Annotated in this window: 22 protein-coding genes; 19 read left to right on the forward strand and 3 right to left on the reverse strand. The window is 38.0% G+C overall.

Annotation, left to right across the window (positions count from 1 at the left end):
- Positions 1 to 375 precede the first annotated feature (375 nt).
- Complete coding sequence (locus tag QFX10_RS08775) at positions 376 to 1,326, forward strand: LysR family transcriptional regulator (RefSeq protein ID WP_280605856.1); 951 nt, start codon at positions 376 to 378, stop codon at positions 1,324 to 1,326.
- A 168-nt stretch (positions 1,327 to 1,494) separates the two neighbouring features.
- Here the strand turns inward: QFX10_RS08775 and QFX10_RS08780 are convergent, their stop codons facing one another.
- The gene (locus tag QFX10_RS08780) at positions 1,495 to 2,118 is read right to left on the reverse strand and encodes an MgtC/SapB family protein (RefSeq protein WP_437178590.1); all 624 of its coding nucleotides are present in this window, start codon (positions 2,116 to 2,118) and stop codon (positions 1,495 to 1,497) included.
- Between the two features lie 274 nt (positions 2,119 to 2,392).
- Between QFX10_RS08780 and QFX10_RS08785 the strand changes: the two genes are divergently transcribed.
- From QFX10_RS08785 to QFX10_RS08860, 16 genes are all read left to right on the forward strand, one after another.
- Complete coding sequence (locus tag QFX10_RS08785) at positions 2,393 to 3,322, forward strand: manganese-dependent inorganic pyrophosphatase (RefSeq protein WP_280605857.1); 930 nt, start codon at positions 2,393 to 2,395, stop codon at positions 3,320 to 3,322.
- 96 nt (positions 3,323 to 3,418) lie between these two features.
- Positions 3,419 to 4,180 (forward strand): DeoR/GlpR family DNA-binding transcription regulator, encoded by a 762-nt coding sequence (locus tag QFX10_RS08790; protein ID WP_280605858.1) that lies wholly within the window; start codon positions 3,419 to 3,421, stop codon positions 4,178 to 4,180.
- Positions 4,181 to 4,313: 133 nt separating this feature from the next.
- Positions 4,314 to 4,856, forward strand: coding sequence for a biotin transporter BioY (locus QFX10_RS08795; RefSeq protein WP_280605859.1), 543 nt, complete (start codon positions 4,314 to 4,316; stop codon positions 4,854 to 4,856).
- A gap of 163 nt (positions 4,857 to 5,019) precedes the next feature.
- Positions 5,020 to 6,180, forward strand: a complete 1,161-nt coding sequence (locus QFX10_RS08800) for a pyridoxal phosphate-dependent aminotransferase (RefSeq protein ID WP_280605860.1) — start codon at positions 5,020 to 5,022, stop codon at positions 6,178 to 6,180.
- 71 nt (positions 6,181 to 6,251) lie between these two features.
- Entirely contained in the window at positions 6,252 to 7,031 is a 780-nt protein-coding gene (murI, locus tag QFX10_RS08805) for a glutamate racemase (RefSeq protein ID WP_280605861.1), read from the forward strand.
- A 54-nt stretch (positions 7,032 to 7,085) separates the two neighbouring features.
- On the forward strand, positions 7,086 to 7,991 hold the full coding sequence (locus QFX10_RS08810; protein ID WP_280605862.1) for a DMT family transporter: 906 nt from the start codon (positions 7,086 to 7,088) through the stop codon (positions 7,989 to 7,991).
- 136 nt (positions 7,992 to 8,127) lie between these two features.
- The gene (locus tag QFX10_RS08815; protein WP_280605863.1) at positions 8,128 to 8,604 is read left to right on the forward strand and encodes a hypothetical protein; all 477 of its coding nucleotides are present in this window, start codon (positions 8,128 to 8,130) and stop codon (positions 8,602 to 8,604) included.
- 114 nt (positions 8,605 to 8,718) lie between these two features.
- A complete protein-coding gene (locus QFX10_RS08820) occupies positions 8,719 to 9,558 on the forward strand; it encodes a metallophosphoesterase family protein (RefSeq protein WP_367617603.1) in 840 nt (279 codons plus the stop codon).
- 83 nt (positions 9,559 to 9,641) lie between these two features.
- Positions 9,642 to 10,124 carry a nucleoside 2-deoxyribosyltransferase gene (locus QFX10_RS08825; protein ID WP_280605864.1) on the forward strand — a complete coding sequence of 161 codons (483 nt, stop codon included), beginning with the start codon at positions 9,642 to 9,644 and terminating at the stop codon, positions 10,122 to 10,124.
- Between the two features lie 972 nt (positions 10,125 to 11,096).
- A complete protein-coding gene (locus QFX10_RS08830) occupies positions 11,097 to 11,318 on the forward strand; it encodes a minor capsid protein (RefSeq protein ID WP_280605865.1) in 222 nt (73 codons plus the stop codon).
- Positions 11,319 to 11,576: 258 nt separating this feature from the next.
- Positions 11,577 to 11,948 (forward strand): hypothetical protein, encoded by a 372-nt coding sequence (locus QFX10_RS08835; RefSeq protein ID WP_280605866.1) that lies wholly within the window; start codon positions 11,577 to 11,579, stop codon positions 11,946 to 11,948.
- A gap of 86 nt (positions 11,949 to 12,034) precedes the next feature.
- Positions 12,035 to 12,964: a tyrosine-type recombinase/integrase gene (locus tag QFX10_RS08840; RefSeq protein WP_280605867.1), complete on the forward strand. Its 930-nt coding sequence runs from the start codon at positions 12,035 to 12,037 to the stop codon at positions 12,962 to 12,964.
- Positions 12,965 to 13,131: 167 nt separating this feature from the next.
- Positions 13,132 to 13,272 (forward strand): hypothetical protein, encoded by a 141-nt coding sequence (locus QFX10_RS08845; RefSeq protein ID WP_280605868.1) that lies wholly within the window; start codon positions 13,132 to 13,134, stop codon positions 13,270 to 13,272.
- 55 nt (positions 13,273 to 13,327) lie between these two features.
- Positions 13,328 to 13,924 (forward strand): hypothetical protein, encoded by a 597-nt coding sequence (locus QFX10_RS08850; protein ID WP_280605869.1) that lies wholly within the window; start codon positions 13,328 to 13,330, stop codon positions 13,922 to 13,924.
- Between the two features lie 35 nt (positions 13,925 to 13,959).
- On the forward strand, positions 13,960 to 14,301 hold the full coding sequence (locus QFX10_RS08855; protein ID WP_280605870.1) for a hypothetical protein: 342 nt from the start codon (positions 13,960 to 13,962) through the stop codon (positions 14,299 to 14,301).
- Between the two features lie 129 nt (positions 14,302 to 14,430).
- The gene (locus QFX10_RS08860; protein WP_280605871.1) at positions 14,431 to 15,090 is read left to right on the forward strand and encodes a glucose-6-phosphate 1-dehydrogenase family protein; all 660 of its coding nucleotides are present in this window, start codon (positions 14,431 to 14,433) and stop codon (positions 15,088 to 15,090) included.
- Positions 15,091 to 15,394: 304 nt separating this feature from the next.
- On the opposite strand, the gene QFX10_RS08865 is transcribed toward QFX10_RS08860, so the two are convergent.
- Together QFX10_RS08865 and QFX10_RS08870 are read right to left on the reverse strand one after the other, a co-directional pair.
- Positions 15,395 to 15,571, reverse strand: a complete 177-nt coding sequence (locus tag QFX10_RS08865; RefSeq protein WP_280605872.1) for a hypothetical protein — start codon at positions 15,569 to 15,571, stop codon at positions 15,395 to 15,397.
- A gap of 49 nt (positions 15,572 to 15,620) precedes the next feature.
- Positions 15,621 to 15,965 (reverse strand): hypothetical protein, encoded by a 345-nt coding sequence (locus QFX10_RS08870; protein ID WP_280605873.1) that lies wholly within the window; start codon positions 15,963 to 15,965, stop codon positions 15,621 to 15,623.
- A 388-nt stretch (positions 15,966 to 16,353) separates the two neighbouring features.
- Here QFX10_RS08870 and QFX10_RS08875 point away from each other — a divergent pair, with 388 nt between their 5' ends.
- The gene (locus QFX10_RS08875) at positions 16,354 to 16,791 is read left to right on the forward strand and encodes an 8-oxo-dGTP diphosphatase (RefSeq protein ID WP_280605874.1); all 438 of its coding nucleotides are present in this window, start codon (positions 16,354 to 16,356) and stop codon (positions 16,789 to 16,791) included.
- Positions 16,792 to 16,806: 15 nt separating this feature from the next.
- The gene (gene parE, locus QFX10_RS08880) at positions 16,807 to 18,780 is read left to right on the forward strand and encodes a DNA topoisomerase IV subunit B (RefSeq protein ID WP_280605875.1); all 1,974 of its coding nucleotides are present in this window, start codon (positions 16,807 to 16,809) and stop codon (positions 18,778 to 18,780) included.
- Positions 18,781 to 18,782: the final 2 nt, after the last annotated feature.

Here is an 18,782-nt window from a genome sequence, read left to right on the forward strand (position 1 = left end):
CTTGCGTATTTATAATAGAAAACTTTATGTGGAAGTGAAGTTTTCGTAATAAAATAGGGCAGATCGTGTGGAAGCGTTCTGCCCTATTTTTATTTTAAAGAAAATTATAAGAAAATATTTATTTATTATAAAGAACAGGCATGCGTTTTATTGTAACGTTTAAATAAATTCTAATTAAAATTATTTCCGGAAAGATTTTTGTTAGAGAAATTTAGTATATGACGCGATAAATACCAATATAAAGGAAAAATTCAATATTATGTAGGGTGAAATATTTTAACATTGCTATCATAATATAGTATACTTATTTATATAAAGATAAGATATTAGGCATCTGAATTAATAAGGTGTAATGCTAGTAGAAAGGATACTCTTATGAAGACACAACAAGAAAATATATTTTCTTCTAAAACATTGACTTATTTTTTACAGCTTGCAGAGACCATGAGCTATACTCAAGCAGCGCAGATCTTAGGGATCACCCAACCAGCTCTGACGCAACAAATAAAAAAATTAGAAAGGACCGTAGGCGCACCACTTTTTTATTCGATCGGTAAAAAGCTACATCTGTCGGACGCTGGCTATACGATGCTTGATGCGACTCATCAGATCTATGAGACTTTGAACAAAGCAGCTGATGAGATCCAACAATCGACAAGTGCAACTCAAGGGACGATCAATATCGGGATCTTAGCCTCGATCGAGGATCAAGTTTTTACAGATTTTGCGATCGATTATTATGAAAAGAATAACGGGATCAAACTATCAACACACATGTTGACACGTAAAGAGATCTGGGAACGTTTAGAAAATAATACGATCGATCTAGCAGTTATGTATTTACCCGATGAAAGTATCAAAAATTGGAAACCGTATGAAACAAAGAAGATCATCACAGAAGATCTCCTATTTTTACACAATAATGAAAGGCTTCAGAAACGCAAAAGAGTTCGTTTGAAAGATACTTTGAGCAACAAATGGGTCACTTACCCGCCTAAATATTATTTGAATGATATTATTCGTGAAGCTTATAAAAATTCAATGGTCGATCGTCCAAGTAGTGTAGCTCATTTTGCTAAACCAGAACAGATCTTTGAATTTGCTAAAAAGACTGGTTCGTATACCGCCTTACCAGCTTCATTTGTCGTTGCGCATAATCGAGAAGATTTAGGTATGGCGTTGTTTGAACCAGAGATCAAATTTGAGATGGCTTTTGTCTTTCGAAAGGGAAAAGATCAGATCCCACGGATCGATAATTTTTTAGCAACTTTTGATAGTTATTTATCTGAAAAGGATTATGTTTCACGCTTAAAAGCTTCGATCTAGCGAAAAACACTACCGTAAGTTTGTATATCAAAAAAGTTCCTAGCGCTTTTTGTTTGTTACGCTCCATTGCAAATTTGGAAAATTGATATTTTTTATAAATAAAGACATCTTCAAGTTTTCGACATACGAAATTTGAAGATGTCTTTATTTAGGAGAGCCTTACTTATTTTAGTCAACTTCTAATTCGATGATCTGGTCGTTTTTCATTAAGTATGTAAAGAGATCATTCATTTTCCTGTGTGGTTTTAAGTGGCCGTAGATACGAAAAGCGATCGCCTGACCATCATAATTATAGAGAACATGGTCAGAAGGTAGCACAAAAAATTTTTGATCAAGTTCTTTTTGAAGTTTGCAAATATCAGCGATCGAACCGGTCATGCGGATAAACAAAATGATTCGATGATGATGATTTTCAGCGATCTGATCAAATAAGCGCCCCAATAGCTCTGCGCCTAAAACAAAAAAAGTACTAATAAGCCCGATACTATATAGACCTGAACCAAAAGCAAGTCCGATCCCACCTGTGACCCAGATCCCAGCAGCTGTTGTGAGTCCATCGATGATCCGATTATGCCGATTCAAGATCGTTCCGGCTCCAAGAAAGCCGATCCCGCTGACGACTTGAGCTGCGATCCGTGATGGATCAAGACTCCAATTGCTTTTGGTCAGTGAAAGCAGGTCAAAGAAACCGTATTTTGAAACGATCATGACTAAAGCTGCGCCTAAAGCGATCAATGAGTGAGTCCGAATGCCGGCGTCTTTTACCTTGCGTTTACGCTCAAAGCCGATCATTCCTCCGCTCAAAGTAGCTAGGAGGAGGCGAAGTGTCCAATCTATTTCTGGGATGTTAACTAGGTGTGAAACTGAAAAAATAATGTTGATCCCCCCTTAAAATACTTTGTCAGGCTACCTCATCAATAGTATACAGCGCTTTTGAAACAAAGAGTAATATCTTGGATCATCATTGTTAAAGAAATGCTGTTTTGCTAGGGCAAGGCTTTATTTTACTATGTTTCTTATGGTAAGATGAGTAAGGTCAATAGAATTTTAGATGGGAGCGATAATTTTGACAAAAGAATTAGTTTTTGGGCACAAGAACCCTGATACAGACGCGATCGTAGCGGCTAAAGCTTATTCATATCTTCAAAATCAGTTAGGAAAAGAAACTGAAGCAGTTGCTTTAGGCGAACCAAATGAAGAAACAAAATTTGTTTTAGCATATTTTGATGAACCAGCCCCTCGTGTCGTGGACAACGCACGTCCTGAAGTGGAAGCTGTAATGTTAGTTGATCATAATGAAGAACAACAAAGTATTGCTGATATCAAAGAAGTGACGGTGACAAATGTTGTTGATCATCATCGGATCGCCAACTTTGCAACGGCAGCGCCTTTATACTATCATGCTGAACCGGTTGGTTGTACAAGTACGATCATTTATGGTGAATTTTTGGCACATGGGATCGAGATCCCTGCTAAGTTGGCTGGTTTGATGCTTTCAGCGATCATTTCAGATACGCTTTTATTCAAATCACCAACAACAACAGCAAAAGATGAAGTTGCGGCACAAGCTTTAGCTAAACTTGCCGGCGTTGATCTTGAAAGTTATGGACTTGAAATGCTTAAAGCAGGTACAAATTTAGCAAGTAAAACAGAAGAAGAGCTTATCACAGCTGATGCTAAGTCATTTGATATGGGTGGAAAGACAGTTCGTGTCGATCAAGTAAATACTGTTGATCTTGCAGAAGTTTTTGCACGTGAAGAAGCATTACGTCAAGCGATCACAGCACAAAGTAAGGCGGAAGGTTACGATCTATTCTTATTGATGGTCACAAATATCTTAGATTCAAATACACGTCTTTTAGTTATCGGTGAACCACAAGAAATGGTCGAAAAAGCCTTTGATAAAAAATTAGTCGATGGTAAGATGGATCTACCGGGAGTTGTTTCGCGTAAGAAACAGATCGTTCCTCAACTCGAAGCTGCTTTTAACGCTTAAGCTACCTAAAAACGAGCTGAAGTAGGTCTTGACCTATGTAAGCTCATTTTTTATTGAACGTAAAAATCGATAAATTTATTAAAAGGTGCTGAGTAGATGAGTCAAGAAAAACGGATCCAAATGATCAAACAGTTACTTGAAGAGCGCCAAGAATTATCTACAAAAGATATTATGCAAGAATTTGGGATCTCGCAAGATACAGCTCGTCGCGACATCGTTTTGCTGACTAAGCGTGGCGAAGTCAAACGGACCCACGGCGGGATCTTACCGCTTGATTTTGGACGCAGTGTCCCAAATTTTCAAAGTCGTCTAGCGCGCTTTACGAAACAAAAAACGCAGATCGCATTAGAGGCGGCAAAATATTTCAAACCACACCAAGTTTACTTTGTTGATTCTTCGACGATCCTTTTAAAAACTTGTCAAAATATCAATATGCCATTGACGATCGTAACGCACTCTTTGGATAATTGCATGGCTTTAGCCGAACATAATAAGGTCAAAGTCAAGGTTTTAAGCGGGACTTTAAACCATGAGAATCGCTATTTTTATTCAAATCTGGCGATCGAAGAATTACAAAACATCGTCTTTGATACAGCTTTTATCGCTGCATCAGGGATCGATGCTAATGGAGCCTATTTATTAGATCAAGGTGATGCTCAGATCGTGGGAATGGCAGTCAAACGTGCCCGCCAAGTGATCCTAGTTGCTGAACATCAAAAATTTGTCAATAAGTCATATTATCGGATCTGCCCGTTAGATAAGATCTCACTTTTCATCACAGATCAAGAACCGACAAAAGAACAAAGAGCGATGTTTGTAGCTGACACACAGATCGTAGTCGCAAATGAGCAGAACTAAAAAAATATACTTCGCAAAACGAAGTATATTTTTTTAAAATTTAATGTCAACCTAAATAGAGGTTTTGGTTGACAATTAAAAGAAGGCGTTTTATGATGAGAGAGTAGATTTTTGTTTTAAAGGAATTGGTGAAATGACAAAAGAAAAAATGTTTTATATATGTACGTCAGGGATCTTGCTTGCTTTTTTGATCATTTGTTCACAATTGACGATCCCTTTACCGCTGATACCGTTGACATTGCAAACGTTAGCTGTTGGTCTGATCGCAACTTTACTACCAGTGAGATATGCTTTAGAAACGATCGGAGCCTATCTTTTACTAGGAGCACTTGGATTGCCGGTTTTTGCTAATTTTAAAGGGGGACCTGCTGTTTTTCTCTCACCGACAGGCGGATATTTAGTAGGCTTTATCGTCTATATTTTAGTTACATGCGCGTTACTCAAAAATAGAAATGGGTTATTTTGGACAATGCTAGCCAATTTATGTGGGGCCTTTTTACAACTGCTTTGTGGAAGTTTAGGGCTGATGTTCTTGACAGATGTATCTTTTCTTACCGCATTTTTGACTGGGACGTTACCATTTCTTGTGCCAGGACTTATCAAAGTCTGCTTAGTTGTTTTGATCGCTAGAGCAGTTGAACCTAATTTTGCGAAATATTTAGCTGAAAGTAAATAATTTTTGGTGTAGTTTGAGCTTCTTGTTGCTTTGGCAAGAAGGTCAGACTCTTTTTTATGCTATTTACATCGCAAAATTTTGCGACGGATTTGAAAAAATATTTTAGTTATGCTTATGTTTTGCGGTATAATAAATACAATTTAAAGAAAAGGGGTCAAAAAAGATGCAAGAAAGATTCAATCGTCAGATCGAAGCGATCGCAGTCTCAGATATTCGCCAATTTGATAGTGAAGTTAGTCAGATCGAGGGGATCATCAAATTGACTTTAGGTGAGCCAGATTTTAATACTCCTGAACACGTAAAGTCTGCTGGGATCCAAGCGATCCAAGCCGATAAGTCGCATTATACGCCCAATGCTGGGATCATGGAACTTAGAGAAGCTACTGCCAAATATTTCAATGAAAAATATGCGCTTGCTTATGCACCAACGCAAGTCGTAACGACAGTTGGAGCCACAGAAGCGATCGCTGCAAGTCTGCAGACGATCTTGAATCCTGGGGACACTGTCTTGATGCCGACACCCGTTTTTCCGATCTATGCTCCGATCAGCCAGTTGAATGGGGCCAATGTATTGCAGATCGATACGAGTGCTGATGGTTTTATTTTGACGCCTGAACGTCTCAAACAAGTCTTAGCTACTGAGCAAGGACAAAAAGCCAAGGCTTTAGTTTTAGTCTATCCAAGTAATCCAACAGGAGTTACTTATACAAAAGAACAATTAGAAGCTCTAGCAAAAGTAGTTACAGAAGCTGATCTATGGGCTTTGTGTGATGAAGTTTATGCTGAATTGACTTATACTGGGACTCATCATTCGCTGGCTAGCTTTGCTCCTGAAAATACGATCGTCATCAGCGGGCTTTCAAAATCACACGCAATGACTGGTTGGCGCGTAGGTTTTATTTTAGGACCAAAAGATTTCAGTGAACAAGTAGTCAAGGCCCATCAATATATGGTCACAGCTCCAACAACTAGTGTACAGTATGCTGCTTTAGAAGCTGTAACAAATGGTAAAGATGATGCACTTGAAATGAAAAAAGAGTATCAAAAGCGCCGTGATCTTATGAAAGAAGCCTTGGAAGAATTGGGCTTTGAAGTTGCTCGCCCAGCGGGGGCATTTTATCTATTTGCTAAGATCCCTAATAAATGTGGGCTTGATTCGTGGTCTTTTGTGCGCCGATTAGCAAAAGAAAACAAAGTTGCTTTGATCCCAGGTGTTTCTTTTGGCCAAGGGGGCGAAGGGTATGTTCGACTGAGCTATGCTGCTTCAGAAGAAGATCTCCGTGAAGCAAGCAAAAGGATCAAAGCATTTATGCAAAAATTCTAGGCTCTTGCTTTAGCAATAAAAAGTGATAGAATAATTAATTGTGAAACTGTTTGAGAGATGAGGAACAAAAGATGGTAAGTGAAAAGACGGAGCGCCCGATCGGTGTTTTTGATTCTGGTCTTGGTGGGATCAGCGTTTTACGTGAGCTTTATCAGATCATGCCAAATGAAGATTATATCTTCTTTGGGGATTCAAAAAATGCACCGTATGGAACAAAAAGCGTTGAACAAGTTTGCAGTTTGAGTGAAAAGATCGTGCAAGATCTCATAAAAAGGGATGTCAAAGCGATCGTGATCGCATGTAATACAGCAACGAGTGCTGCGGCAAGCTATTTACGCCAAAAGTATCCAGACCTTCCGATCGTAGGGTTAGAACCTGCCGTCAAACCGGCAGTCTTACACCGCTCTGATTCACGGGTCTTAGTGATGGCGACGCCTTTGACCTTAAAAGAAGAGAAATTCAATAAGTTGATGCAACGTTTTACCGATCAAGCTGAGATCATTAAACTTCCAGCACCTAAGTTAGTTGAATTTGTTGAGAAAGGTGAACTTTCTTCGCCTGAACTCTTTGTTTATTTAGAAGAGATCTTAGCTCCTTACAAGCAAAAAGTCGATGCTGTTGTTTTAGGATGTACTCATTTCCCATTTGCTAAAGAAGCGATCCAAACTGTTATCGGATCAGATGTCTATATTGTTGATGGTGGTGCTGGGGCAGCCCGTGAATTACGCCACTTATTAGAACTTAATGGTCTACGAAGAAAAACGTTGACGCAAGGAAAGATAACTTTTGAAAACAGTAAAAAAACAAAAGCTGAACTTGAATTGAGTCAAAGATTAATGGAAAGTAAATAACAATAAAGGTAATAAAGGTGCGATAGGCACCTTTATTTATGTGGTGAGAATTTTATGGCAAATGAGAAAAAGAAACTATGGATCTTCTTGACGATCCTAGCAACATTTTTGTGGGGCATTTCCGGAATATTTGCGAAGTTGCTCTTTATGCTCGAACCGCGGGTAACGCCTCTTTTACTGAGTCAGATCCGCATGATCATTGGTGGGCTTGTGTTACTGAGTTTAGCGGGTTTAAAACATGAACGCCCTTTTCATATATGGAAAACAAAGAAAAGTGCCCTGACTTTGATCGCCTATGGTCTTTTAGGGATCATTCCAGTTCAATTTTGCTATTTTATGGCGATCAAATTAGGTGATGCTTCGATCGCAACGATCTTACAATTTTTAGGTCCTTTTTTTATTATTTTTTATTTAGTTATCGTAGAACATCAAGCTCCACGAAGGATCGAGGTACTCTGTTCATTAGTTGCTTTTTTTGGTGTTTTTTTGTTAGCGACGCATGGTGATATGACTCATTTAGCGATCACCCCGGCTGTTTTATTTTGGGGCTTGCTCTCAGCGGTTGGGGGAGCTTCAAATACTTTGATCCCACGTTCGCTGATCCAAAAATACCCTTCGACCAATATTACTGGTTGGGGACTTTTAGTTGCAGGGGTCGGCCTTTGTCTTGTACATCCAAGTTTTGAACCATTCAAATTGACAGCGCCGATCTTCTGGTTATTAGTAGCTGTTGTTGTTTTAGGAACGATCATTCCTTTTCAGCTTTTTACTAATGCACTCAAATATATTCGACCGACGACTGCAAGTATGTTGGATGCATTTGAACCGCTTGCGGCTACTGGAGGCTCAGTTATTTTATTTGGCCTCGTACTGAGCCCTGCCGATCTGATCGGTTCGTTATTAGTGATCATTGCCGTTTTAGGGTTAAATTGGCAACCGAAGAAAAATAGATTCAGTTAGTGAAGCACTGAGTATTGCTCAGTGCTTTTTATGATTAAAATTTTAACTATTTTTGAAAACCATTACAGCAAACATGGCATAAAGCTTAGAATAATGATAGTATAAATATAGATAGATAATACTAGGGGGCAAAAAAATGCTAGAAAAGATCCGCATGAAAAAGAAAGCCAATGACCCAGTTTATGTGGGGGATGTTATCAAATATGGTAATGAGCTTTTTGTTGTGATCAATATTTTGAGTGTCCAAGTTTTTTCAAGCTCGGTCGACGCGTTACTAGTATATGACTGTCTCTGTCAACAGGCGCAAAAACCGAATATAGCTGATGAATATATGACCACTCAAGCTGAGATCATGTATCAAGCCCATGAGTATAATGAGATCTCAGAAGTGGGGGAATTTATTTATGATGAAGGAACAGGCATCTGGGTCAAGATCGATGCGATCTTAAGCGTTCGGATGGAAGAGAAAAATTTATTTGTCAAATATGAGTTTACCCCCGTTAACGAATGGTCAGAACGTGAGATCAGCCGTGCGATCGGAAAAGAACGACGTAAACATATGCGTTTATTGCGCTCAAAAACAAATGATATAGCTAATGACAATATTCATTAAAATGAAAAATGTGGATGGATATTAGGAAATATGATAGACAGGAGAAACTATATTTTTAGTCATACATATGTTATTTTTGTGTGATCCGCATTGGATATAGTAGGTTACTTTAAGGTGTTGCAAAAAATTGCAGTTTTATCAGATATTCATGGGAATTTGACTGCTTTAAAGGCAGTCGTTAAAGACTTCCAGCTAAAAAAAGTTGATGAAGTATGGGTCTTAGGTGATCTTTTGATGCCAGGACCAGGGGCGAAAGAAATCTGTCAACTTTTAAGAGAGTTAGAACCAACTGTTTTTTTACGCGGAAATTGGGATGACCTCTTATTAAAAGGGGCCCAAAAGAAGATCCCTTTGACAAAACAAAGTCATATTTATTTTACACGGTTAGCGCAATATACAGTCGCGCACTTAGAGCATCAAGATCTGATCTGGCTCAAAAATGCACCGTTACATATGATGAAAAAAGTGGGGCCGTTACAGTTTAGTTTGAGTCATAATCTGCCTGGATTAAATTATGGCCAAAAACTTTATCCGACTAATGATCAGGCAGATTTTGATGAGATCTTGACCGATCTTAAAGCAGATGTAGCGCTCTATGGGCACGTACACCACCAACTTTTACGCTATACGACAGCCGAACAACTGATCTTAAATCCTGGTTCTGTCGGGGAACCGTTTTGTGATCACCCAAAGCTCCAAGCCGATCTCCGGGCGCAGTACTTGTTGCTAGAAGTCGATGAAACGGGGTTAGCACAGATAAATTTCCAAAAAGTTGCATATGACCATGAAAAAGAAGCACGTTTAGCGCAAGCAAAAGAGCTACCTTATTTAGAGTTATATCAAGAGATGTTATTAACTGGAAAAGTCCATACGCATGATCAAGTACGTCTAAAAGAACTGACCGAGCGTTATGGATATTTGGATGACATCGAAAATAATAAAATGTTACTTTAACTTAGATAGAAAGAACACAATTTGATATCAATCGAGGGCTATGCTAAGCTGAACTAGTTAAATAAATAGAAGGAATGTGTCATATGAACGAAAGCAAACAAAAAACAGTTTATTTTGCAGCTGGTTGGTTCTCGCCAGCACAAGAAAAAGCTTATGCCGATGCTTTGGAAGCGATCAAAGCTAATCAAACGATCGATGTCGAAAATAGTTATATTCCGCTTGAACACCAATATCAAGGGCTACGAGTAGATGAACACCCTGAACTTTTAGAAGATAAAGTGTGGGCGCAAGCAACATTTAACGGTGATGTCATCGGCGTTAAATCATCGGATCTTTTCTTATGTACGTATTTACCAGAAGAAGAAGATATCGGTTGCGGGGTCGAGATCGGCCTAGCCAAAGCTTATGGTAAATATATCGTTTTAGTTATTCCAGATGAAGATTATGGAAAATCGATCAACTTGATGAGTTGGGGTAGCGCTGATATCGTGTTGAAAATGTCTGATTTAGAGACTTTTGATTTCAATAAACCATACTTTGATTTTTATCCTGGAGCAGTTTATTAAAGGCAAGTTACAATGTTATCCGTAAATGGGGTAACATTTTTTATTTTACGCACAAATAAATTGTTACTTTAACTTAATAAAATAAAAAAGCAAAAGCCAACTAGCATAAATTTTTTTATTGCTTTTAACAAGGCTCAAACGATATATCAGGTCAGATATTGCGATACACTTGAAGCGATCGCACCAAAATTTAACAGTATCACACCTACAAAGCACTAATGGGATCAGAAATACAAACCTAATCTACCCGGAGCAAACGTTACGATACTAAGTAGATTAAACAAGAGAAATCAAAGATGATAAAGGGACAGTATTTGTTACTGCAATCTGGTCCAGAGAACAGTTTTTGAAGTTGGCATGAGGATGGATCTAACTGTTTCTAGAAAGGAGAAATAACGCATAAGTTGCCCACTACTATCTTCTAACATACGTGAGTCATGTTTTCCATACATAAAACTTGAATTAAGTGTGAAGTATGATACACTTTAGCTGTTAGAAGATTAGTATTGGTACTTACGTTATTTCAAAACAATGATGTTTACGCCGTTGCTTCTTTAAAAGCAACGGTTTTTTTATTGTCAAAAATTAAGCGCCATATCTGATATTTTTTCAGACGTGGCGCTTTTTTGTGCAAAAAAAATTACCCTCTGACAAAAAGTCAGAAGGTAAGACAGTTGCGAGTAATCAGCTCGCTAAGACGGAATTGACTCTCCGTGTTTTCTAAAATACTAAGTTTAGCATTAGCCGTCTTGGTTAATCTAATCTCAGTATCATCTATGATTGGTTGAAAGACCGTCACTAGATAGAAAACTCGGAAAAATCGGGTATGGCATTTTTTGCGTCATACTGATTTCAATATCCTACTTTTTGCCGGCAAAGTCAGCCAAAAACTTAGTCACGTTATCAGTTTTGCTAGTTATATATACTAATAATTCATAGCAGTTTTAAAATAGGTAATTTAATGCTAGTCGATTGATCAGGACAGAAGCTAATTGCTTTTATTCTAAAACCAAACTAGATAATTGGAGAAGTAAAGACGTTGAGAAGTATCAGCTGATAGTTGTTCTTGATAGTCGGACAATCAAGATATATCTGAATATCAATAAGAAGATCTTTAACGTTAGGGATGCATTTTGGGCAAAGACTATGCCACCGTTGCATCCCTTTTGTCGTACGGTACTTGTTGATATATAAGTGTTTCTAATGATACTATCAAAGATGACTATGATATGATCGAGGACCTTTGGGGAGAAGATATATCTAACAAAAGAGTATACGATAAACTTAAAAGTAGTGGTAATAGTTATGAAGGTCTATAGGAAACAGAAAAATTGGTGTTTTTTATAAGTATATGGAATATGAATCCAATATTGATATAATTGCCATCCTAAGTGGATATGATATTATAAAAAAAGATGCAACTATCAATGTTTTGAATCGAGGTAAATTATATTGGCTAGGATTTACAGATTATTAGTTGATGCCTATGAGTATGCGTACTTTGACTCGAAAATACGAGAATTTGTCTATAAGTGTAACGAAGAGGACAGTCGTTATATTAAAGACTTTTGGGATTCATGGGAAGATACTGCCAAAAATGCATATATCGAAATTGATAATATTGATCGTTTAGTTTGTGATAGATTTCCGACAGAAGTAGCTAAACACATGAAAGATATGCTTGTTAAGGAAGCAGAAGTTATTGAGCTACCGCCGGGACAAAAAGCACCTGAATACAAGGATCCGTATAGAAAAACGGAATATGTCTCTTATACTTTTGAAGATATGGGAATGAAAGATCCTTACGACCTAGGTAAGTCATAAAACTGCTTATTTAGGTATACTTAAGACATAACTTTATTTGAAAAGAAAGGAAAAGCTATTTAAGACTAAATAGCTAAAATGGATGAATGGAAATAAGCACTTCTAGTCAAAATGAGCTTTTTGTCGCTCAAGATAACTATTTTGAACAATTCATCAATTTTATCGATGCTTCACCAAATACTGTGCGCACTTATCGTACATCATTACGCCAATGGTTTCTCTACACTAAAGAACATGAGATCGTAACCCCAACTGCAAATGATGTCCGGCAGTACCGTGATCAACTATTAGCTAAGGGATTACGACCAACAACTGTTCAAAGTTATTTAATGGCCGTCAAACAATTTTTCAAGTGGACTGAAGAAGCTGGTTTTTATAAAGATATCGCTAAAAACGTTAAAGGTCTAAAACTGGGGACAGAGCATAAAAAAGATTATCTAACTTCTAAGCAAGCTGCCACGGTATTGCAAAATATCGATCGCACGACATTAAAAGGTAAGCGTGATTATGCAATGCTTGCCTTGATGCTGACGATGGCTCTTCGAACAATCGAAGTTAGTCGGGCCAATATCGAAGATCTTCGTGTGAGTGGCGATGTGACTGTTTTGTATGTTCAAGGAAAAGGGCATTTGGAAAAAGATGCCCCAGTTCGTATGCCAGAAGCTGTAGAAGAAGCAGTCAGAGCATATTTACGTGCAAGAAAAGAAATGAAAAGCAATGCACCATTATTTGCTTCAACATCAAATAATAATTTTGGTCAACGCCTTTCAACTCGAAGTGTTCGGGGGATCGTCAAACGATGCTTTGTTGAAGCAGGGTATAATAGTCCGCGTTTGACTGCTCATAGTACACGCCATACGAGTGCCACGCTAAATCTCTTGAATGGAGCGACCTTAGAAGAGACCCAACAACTTTTGCGCCACACTAATATCCAAACAACTGAGATCTATGCGCATCATTTGAACAGCTTGAATAATAAAAGTAGTGATCGGATCAGCGATGCGATCTTTAAATAGGTACTGGCTTCGGTCAGTGCCTATTTTTTATAGCATAAATTAAAATTTATGCTATAGTATTTTTAAAATCGAATCTTAATACCCTATTAGAACGAAAATTGGGGGAAACTCTATTTTAATAGGTCAAAGAACGATTTTTCAAAAATTACTACTAAGGGGATGAGTTTATGAATCAAAAAGGGGGGCAAGAAAGAAAACTTTTTGACATTTTAAAAGAAAAAAAGCATTTGCGCTATTTGACTTACGCTAAGCTTATTAACCGGACTGGAAGTTCACTTTACAACTTAGCTTTGTTGACGTTAGACTAAACGGGTACAGAAAGCATCCCTGTTAAATAGTCTTCAAGTCTTGATTTATTTTTCAATGGCTTTGCTTATGTTCAACTATCAAGTACCGTTAAGCTTTTTTCTCTTAATCATCTTAGGAAATATCATTTCGGATATTTTCGACGGCTATATCAGCAGCTTATTTGCGCCTTTTTCTAAAACTTGGGTCGCTTCAAATGAACGGCGGATCTTTTCATCTTTTAGTCTCGTAATGTTTAGTCTAAGTTTCGTCACAGGGCAACTTCTTGAGGCAGGTTGGTTAGTGTTATTTCCAAATAATTTTTGGGGACTTGCTCTGATCAATGCTTTGACATTTGCTGTGAGTCTATTATTTTTAAAACGCATAAACTATGATGACACTGTAAAAGTAACTTCGACTTTGGCCAAACATTTTTCGTTCGGCGATTTTTTTCAAAAAATGCGAGAAGCTTATGTACATATGCAAGAACATCATGTGATCCAAACGATGTGGCTTTTAGCATTTACAAAAGAAAGTTTTGCTAGTTTTAGCTTGTTATTGAACGTTGCCATGGTTTCTGATAGTAACTTACGGATCGGAAGTTATGCTCAAACATTAGTAGTTTTACAAGTGACTAGTTTTATTGGATTGAGTTTTGGACCTTTTTTCGGGTAAATTGGTTAGAAGAGATGAGCTATGGGCGGATCCTCATGTTGAGTAACTTGATGATCATCTTAATGACGGTGAGTTGTTTTTATAGATTACCATTAGTCGTTGTTGTATTTATTTTTCTGTGTGCTACAGTTCTTAGTGGTTACATGGCGCCGAAATACCAGACTGAGATCATTCAAAATGTTGCCGAAGAACAATTAACGCGTGTTTTCAGTCTTAATAATTTTATTTTGATGCTTTCGGCTCCGCTAGGATCTTTACAAGCCACACTTTGTCTGCATTTTTTTAGTCTAAAAACTTCGTGGTTGATCCAATTTGGGGTAGTTAGTTTCTTTATCTTGGTCGAAAAAGTCGCACTACGGCATAAAAAAGTCTATTGAGGTATTTATTATCTTAGCATAAAGGCTAAGCGGGATAAACTTATACCTGTGATCGTCACTCTAGTGCATAAAGTTTTTTTGGCAGGACCCAGTAGAGTGTTATCCTTAAGTAAAAGGAGTTGTTTTAGGATGACAGTATTAACAAATGAAATGTTTGCGATCTTTGATCAGCCAGAGTTTTCTTTTAAAAAAATAAAAGCAAGCCACTCACCAGCAGAAATTGCTGAGTTGAAAGCAAGTTTTAAAAACGTCTGGCAAATATGGAAAAAGGTCAATGAAACAGTAGCTAGTCAGTTGCCAGAAAATAAATTTGCTAAAGTTCATGTCGAAAGTTGGACGAACGGTTGGAATCTTCGAGATCATTTTTGGGCATCATATCGTTTAGCTTATCTCGCAGATGCTAATCCGTGCCTTGGAGTCATGCTTGATAAAAAACAATTACAAGTCTATTTGATGTTTCAACACTATAAGAGCGAACAACGTCAAGGGACGCCACAAGAATATGATCAACTGTTAACTGAGATCCCTGCGTGGGCTAAAAAACTAGATCTTTCACACTGGTATCTTTGGGATAAAAACGAAATGGAGTTGGCTGATCACATGCCACTAGCACATTACTTAAGTGAGCAGCAGCTCCAACAACGATTTAATGCTGAAGCACAAAAAACAAGTTTTCTATTAGGTAAATTTGCTTTTCGTGATCAAGACCAAGTTGATGACATGGAGAAATATATTCTTGAGACACTGCTTCAATTGACACCACTGTATGAAAAATTTTCACTTAATTAAAAAAGGTCTGGGAAACGCGTTTATTTGCAACGTTCATAAATATCTTGAATAAAGATAAGAGGAATGCAGTGTACATCCTTTTTTACTATAAAGAAAAAATTTTGAAGATAGATTTAAAGTGATGGAGGACAAATGAGCTCTTTATTTACTTTTTATACATACGCCAAACGCTTGATTTATTTTGTTGTTGTTTGATACTTAAAGACGCCAATGTTAGGCGTCTTTTTTAGTATTGACCTAATAGCTATTTTCATCAAGTTTAATAATTCTTCGTCAGGGGACATTGGGATGAGTCATGTACACTTTAAACGATCTTAAAGGAAAATTTAGCATCGTTAACATCCCATTGAAAATGTGAGGGTACCTCAAAAACGTAGATCTGGTCGGCATTGATGAGTTGGGAAGTTACTGATTCTCTAGCTAGTGGGGAGGCAGGGATAGTATACGTATTTTTAGGAAAGTCTGTAGTGATCTCTCCCATTGCATTTTGCCCACTAACATCGGTCACAAATAATTTCTTAGAAAGATCATCAGCTCTTCAGTTGAATATTGGCGGGCAACGATTTATAGTATGCAACTAGCGCCTGTTCTTTAGTTGCAGTCTGACCAGTATAGCGATCGACTGTTGTTTGTAGTTTGGCGATCTCGGCTGGGAGATCTTTACTTTCTGTAGTGCCACTTGTGCTAGCAGTCGAACTGGAACTTTCAGCCTCAGGCATTATTAATTTTGTTTTTTTAGCACTTGACCTACCGCTAGTGCTCTGTTGTGTTGTCTGTTGTTCGATTTGAGTCAGTGTTTTCTTTTCGGTAGTCCCACAACCTGTTAAGAAAAGTGAACTAAGTAAAATTATGCTACTTGTTTTTAAAAGGTTCATTTAAATTTTCCCCCATCTAAATTAGTGAACGCTACAAATGAACGCGTCTGAGTTGGTTATAACGATTTATTTCTAAGTTTAAAAAAGCTTTATCTTAACTTCCGCAAATTAACATTAGCGGAAGTTGATTGGAAAAAGCGAAAAAAACTCGCACAGTAACTTCTTTTTATGTATAATATAAGAATGTCAGTTCGCATCTGGAAATAAAGTAACTTTAAATCGATCTAAAAAATAACTAGTGCGTTGAGCAACGCACTTTTTTGATTTCTTAAAAAAGATGTTTAAGATATCGTTTGATATTTTGCAATAAGATTGATAATCTATTAACTAGATGATGAACGCTGCGTTTAAACGCGTTTCTCAGCAGTGGTTAGAAAGGGTGTTTTTTATGCCACGAACAGAAAAAGTTGAACTGACTAATATGTGTTTACTCCAAGTTGGAGATGAGATATTAGTCGAAGACCGCCAGAAGAAAGTTTGGCCAGGGATCACCTTCCCGGGAGGCCACATTGAGGCATACGAATCGTTTCATCAAGCGATGATCCGAGAATTTTTTGAAGAAACTGGTTTGACTCTACAAGATCCTAAGCTTTGCGGGATCAAACAATTTTTTTATGAAGATATCCGTTACATAGTTTTATTATATAAAGCAACGAAGTTTTCAGGTGAACTCAGATCTTCAAATGAAGGTAAAGTTTTTTGGATCAAACAAGATGAACTGTTGAAGCAAAAATTGGCAGCTACATTTGATGAGATGTATCGCGTCTTTGTTAATGACGAGTTATCTGAGATCTATCAAACGATCGGTGAGATCAAATTATTTTAGTGAGGAAAGAGTAATATGAGTAATATCAAATATGGCGACGATTCGATCCAAGTTTTAAAAGGTTTAGAAGCAGTTCGAAAAAGACCAGGGATGTATATTGGATCGACTGATAGTCGTGGCCTGCACCATTTAGTTTATGAGATCGTGGACAATGCCGTCGACGAGGCACTCTCGGGATATGGTAAAGAGATCGACGTTACGATCCACCCTGACGATTCGATCACAGTTGTTGATTATGGGCGGGGAATGCCAGTCGGGATGCACGCAATGGGAATCCCAACTGTCGAAGTTATCTTTACTGTTTTACACGCTGGGGGAAAATTTGGCCAAGGCGACTATAAAACTTCTGGCGGGCTTCACGGTGTGGGGGCCTCAGTTGTTAATGCACTTTCTGCATCCCTAACGGTCAATACTGTTCGCGATGGGATCGAATATGAAGAAGACTTTATCAACGGCGGTCAACCAGTCGGAACATTAAAAAAGATCGGCAAAACTAAAAAGAACAGTGGGACGACCGTTACATTCAAACCTGATCCAGAGATCTTTTCAACGACACATTTTAATTACGATACTTTAGCGGAACGATTACGCGAATCAGCCTTTCTTTTAAAAGGTGTTAAGATCGTTTTGACAGATGAACGGACAGCAACACAAGATATCTTTTTCTTTGAAGAAGGGATCAAAGAATTCGTTAGTTACCTAAATGAAGATAAAGATACTTTAGGCGACGTTATGTATTTTGAAGGACAAAAAGATGGTGTCGAAGTTGAAGTTGCCGGGCAATATAATGATGGTTATTCAGAAAACATCATGTCTTTTGTCAATAACGTACGGACTAAAGACGGTGGAACACATGAAGCTGGGATGAAAGCCGCTTGGACTAAGGCTTTTAATGAATATGCGCGGAAAGTTGGACTTTTAAAAGAAAAAGATAAAAATCTCGAAGGTAGCGACGTGCGGGAAGGATTATCAGCGATCGTTTCCGTGCGGATCCCCGAAGAACTACTTCAATTTGAAGGTCAAACTAAAGGAAAATTAGGAACGCCTGAAGCACGAACGATCGTCGATAATATCGTAAACGAGCAACTAACTTATTATCTTTTAGAAAACGGAGATTTTGCCAAAGACCTTGTCAAAAAATCACTCAAAGCACGCGAAGCGCGGGAAGCAGCACGAAAAGCCCGGGATGAAAGTCGAAATGGTAAAAAACGGCAAAAAAAAGATCGTTTGCTCTCAGGTAAATTGACACCGGCACAATCGCGAAATGCTAAGAAAAATGAACTTTTCTTAGTCGAAGGTGATTCAGCTGGTGGTTCTGCTAAACAAGGGCGGGACCGTAAATTCCAAGCGATCTTACCTCTGCGAGGCAAAGTCTTGAACACGGAAAAAGCTAAACTGCAAGATATTTTAAAAAATGAAGAGATCAACACAATGATCTACACGATCGGTGCTGGTGTCGGAGCTGAGTTTGAATTAGAAGATGCTAATTACGATAAGATCATCATCATGACCGACGCAGATACAGATGGTGCGCATATCCAAACTCTATTATTAACATTTTTCTATAAATATATGCGCCCGATGATCAATGCAGGACGTATTTATATCGCTTTACCACCACTTTACAAGTTGCAAAAAAATGTTAATAAGAAACTTCAAGTGCGCTACGCTTGGACTGATGACGAACTCAAAGTTCAAGCAAAAGCAATGGGGAAAGGCTATTCACTTCAGCGTTTTAAAGGTTTAGGTGAAATGAATGCCGATCAACTTTGGGAAACAACGATGAACCCTGAGACCCGAACGCTTGTGCGCGTAAAGATCGAAAACGATGCTTTAGCAGAAAAACGGGTCACGACTTTGATGGGCGATAAAGTTGAACCGCGACGCAAATGGATCGAAAAAAACGTCCAATTTACTTTAGAAGAAGACGGCAGCTTACTCGACACGACACTCGCAACCAATGCACACCAAGAAGTAGAAAATAGTTAGGA

The sequence above is a fragment of the Ligilactobacillus faecis genome (genome assembly GCF_029889745.1).
GTDB lineage: Bacteria > Bacillota > Bacilli > Lactobacillales > Lactobacillaceae > Ligilactobacillus > Ligilactobacillus faecis.

Excerpts from the sequence above, each read along its gene's own strand:
- QFX10_RS08775 (WP_280605856.1), top strand. The coding sequence starts at position 376 with ATGAAGACACAACAAGAAAATATATTTTCTTCTAAAACATTGACTTAT.
- QFX10_RS08780 (WP_437178590.1), bottom strand. The coding sequence starts at position 2,118 with ATGATCGGCTTTGAGCGTAAACGCAAGGTAAAAGACGCCGGCATTCGG.
- QFX10_RS08790 (WP_280605858.1), top strand. The coding sequence starts at position 3,419 with ATGAGTCAAGAAAAACGGATCCAAATGATCAAACAGTTACTTGAAGAG.
- QFX10_RS08795 (WP_280605859.1), top strand. The coding sequence starts at position 4,314 with ATGACAAAAGAAAAAATGTTTTATATATGTACGTCAGGGATCTTGCTT.
- QFX10_RS08800 (WP_280605860.1), top strand. The coding sequence starts at position 5,020 with ATGCAAGAAAGATTCAATCGTCAGATCGAAGCGATCGCAGTCTCAGAT.
- murI (WP_280605861.1), top strand. The coding sequence starts at position 6,252 with ATGGTAAGTGAAAAGACGGAGCGCCCGATCGGTGTTTTTGATTCTGGT.
- QFX10_RS08810 (WP_280605862.1), top strand. The coding sequence starts at position 7,086 with ATGGCAAATGAGAAAAAGAAACTATGGATCTTCTTGACGATCCTAGCA.
- QFX10_RS08815 (WP_280605863.1), top strand. The coding sequence starts at position 8,128 with ATGCTAGAAAAGATCCGCATGAAAAAGAAAGCCAATGACCCAGTTTAT.
- QFX10_RS08825 (WP_280605864.1), top strand. The coding sequence starts at position 9,642 with ATGAACGAAAGCAAACAAAAAACAGTTTATTTTGCAGCTGGTTGGTTC.
- QFX10_RS08840 (WP_280605867.1), top strand. The coding sequence starts at position 12,035 with ATGGAAATAAGCACTTCTAGTCAAAATGAGCTTTTTGTCGCTCAAGAT.
- QFX10_RS08845 (WP_280605868.1), top strand. The coding sequence starts at position 13,132 with ATGAATCAAAAAGGGGGGCAAGAAAGAAAACTTTTTGACATTTTAAAA.
- QFX10_RS08850 (WP_280605869.1), top strand. The coding sequence starts at position 13,328 with ATGGCTTTGCTTATGTTCAACTATCAAGTACCGTTAAGCTTTTTTCTC.
- QFX10_RS08855 (WP_280605870.1), top strand. The coding sequence starts at position 13,960 with ATGTTGAGTAACTTGATGATCATCTTAATGACGGTGAGTTGTTTTTAT.
- QFX10_RS08860 (WP_280605871.1), top strand. The coding sequence starts at position 14,431 with ATGACAGTATTAACAAATGAAATGTTTGCGATCTTTGATCAGCCAGAG.
- QFX10_RS08865 (WP_280605872.1), bottom strand. The coding sequence starts at position 15,571 with ATGGGAGAGATCACTACAGACTTTCCTAAAAATACGTATACTATCCCT.
- QFX10_RS08870 (WP_280605873.1), bottom strand. The coding sequence starts at position 15,965 with ATGAACCTTTTAAAAACAAGTAGCATAATTTTACTTAGTTCACTTTTC.
- QFX10_RS08875 (WP_280605874.1), top strand. The coding sequence starts at position 16,354 with ATGCCACGAACAGAAAAAGTTGAACTGACTAATATGTGTTTACTCCAA.
- parE (WP_280605875.1), top strand. The coding sequence starts at position 16,807 with ATGAGTAATATCAAATATGGCGACGATTCGATCCAAGTTTTAAAAGGT.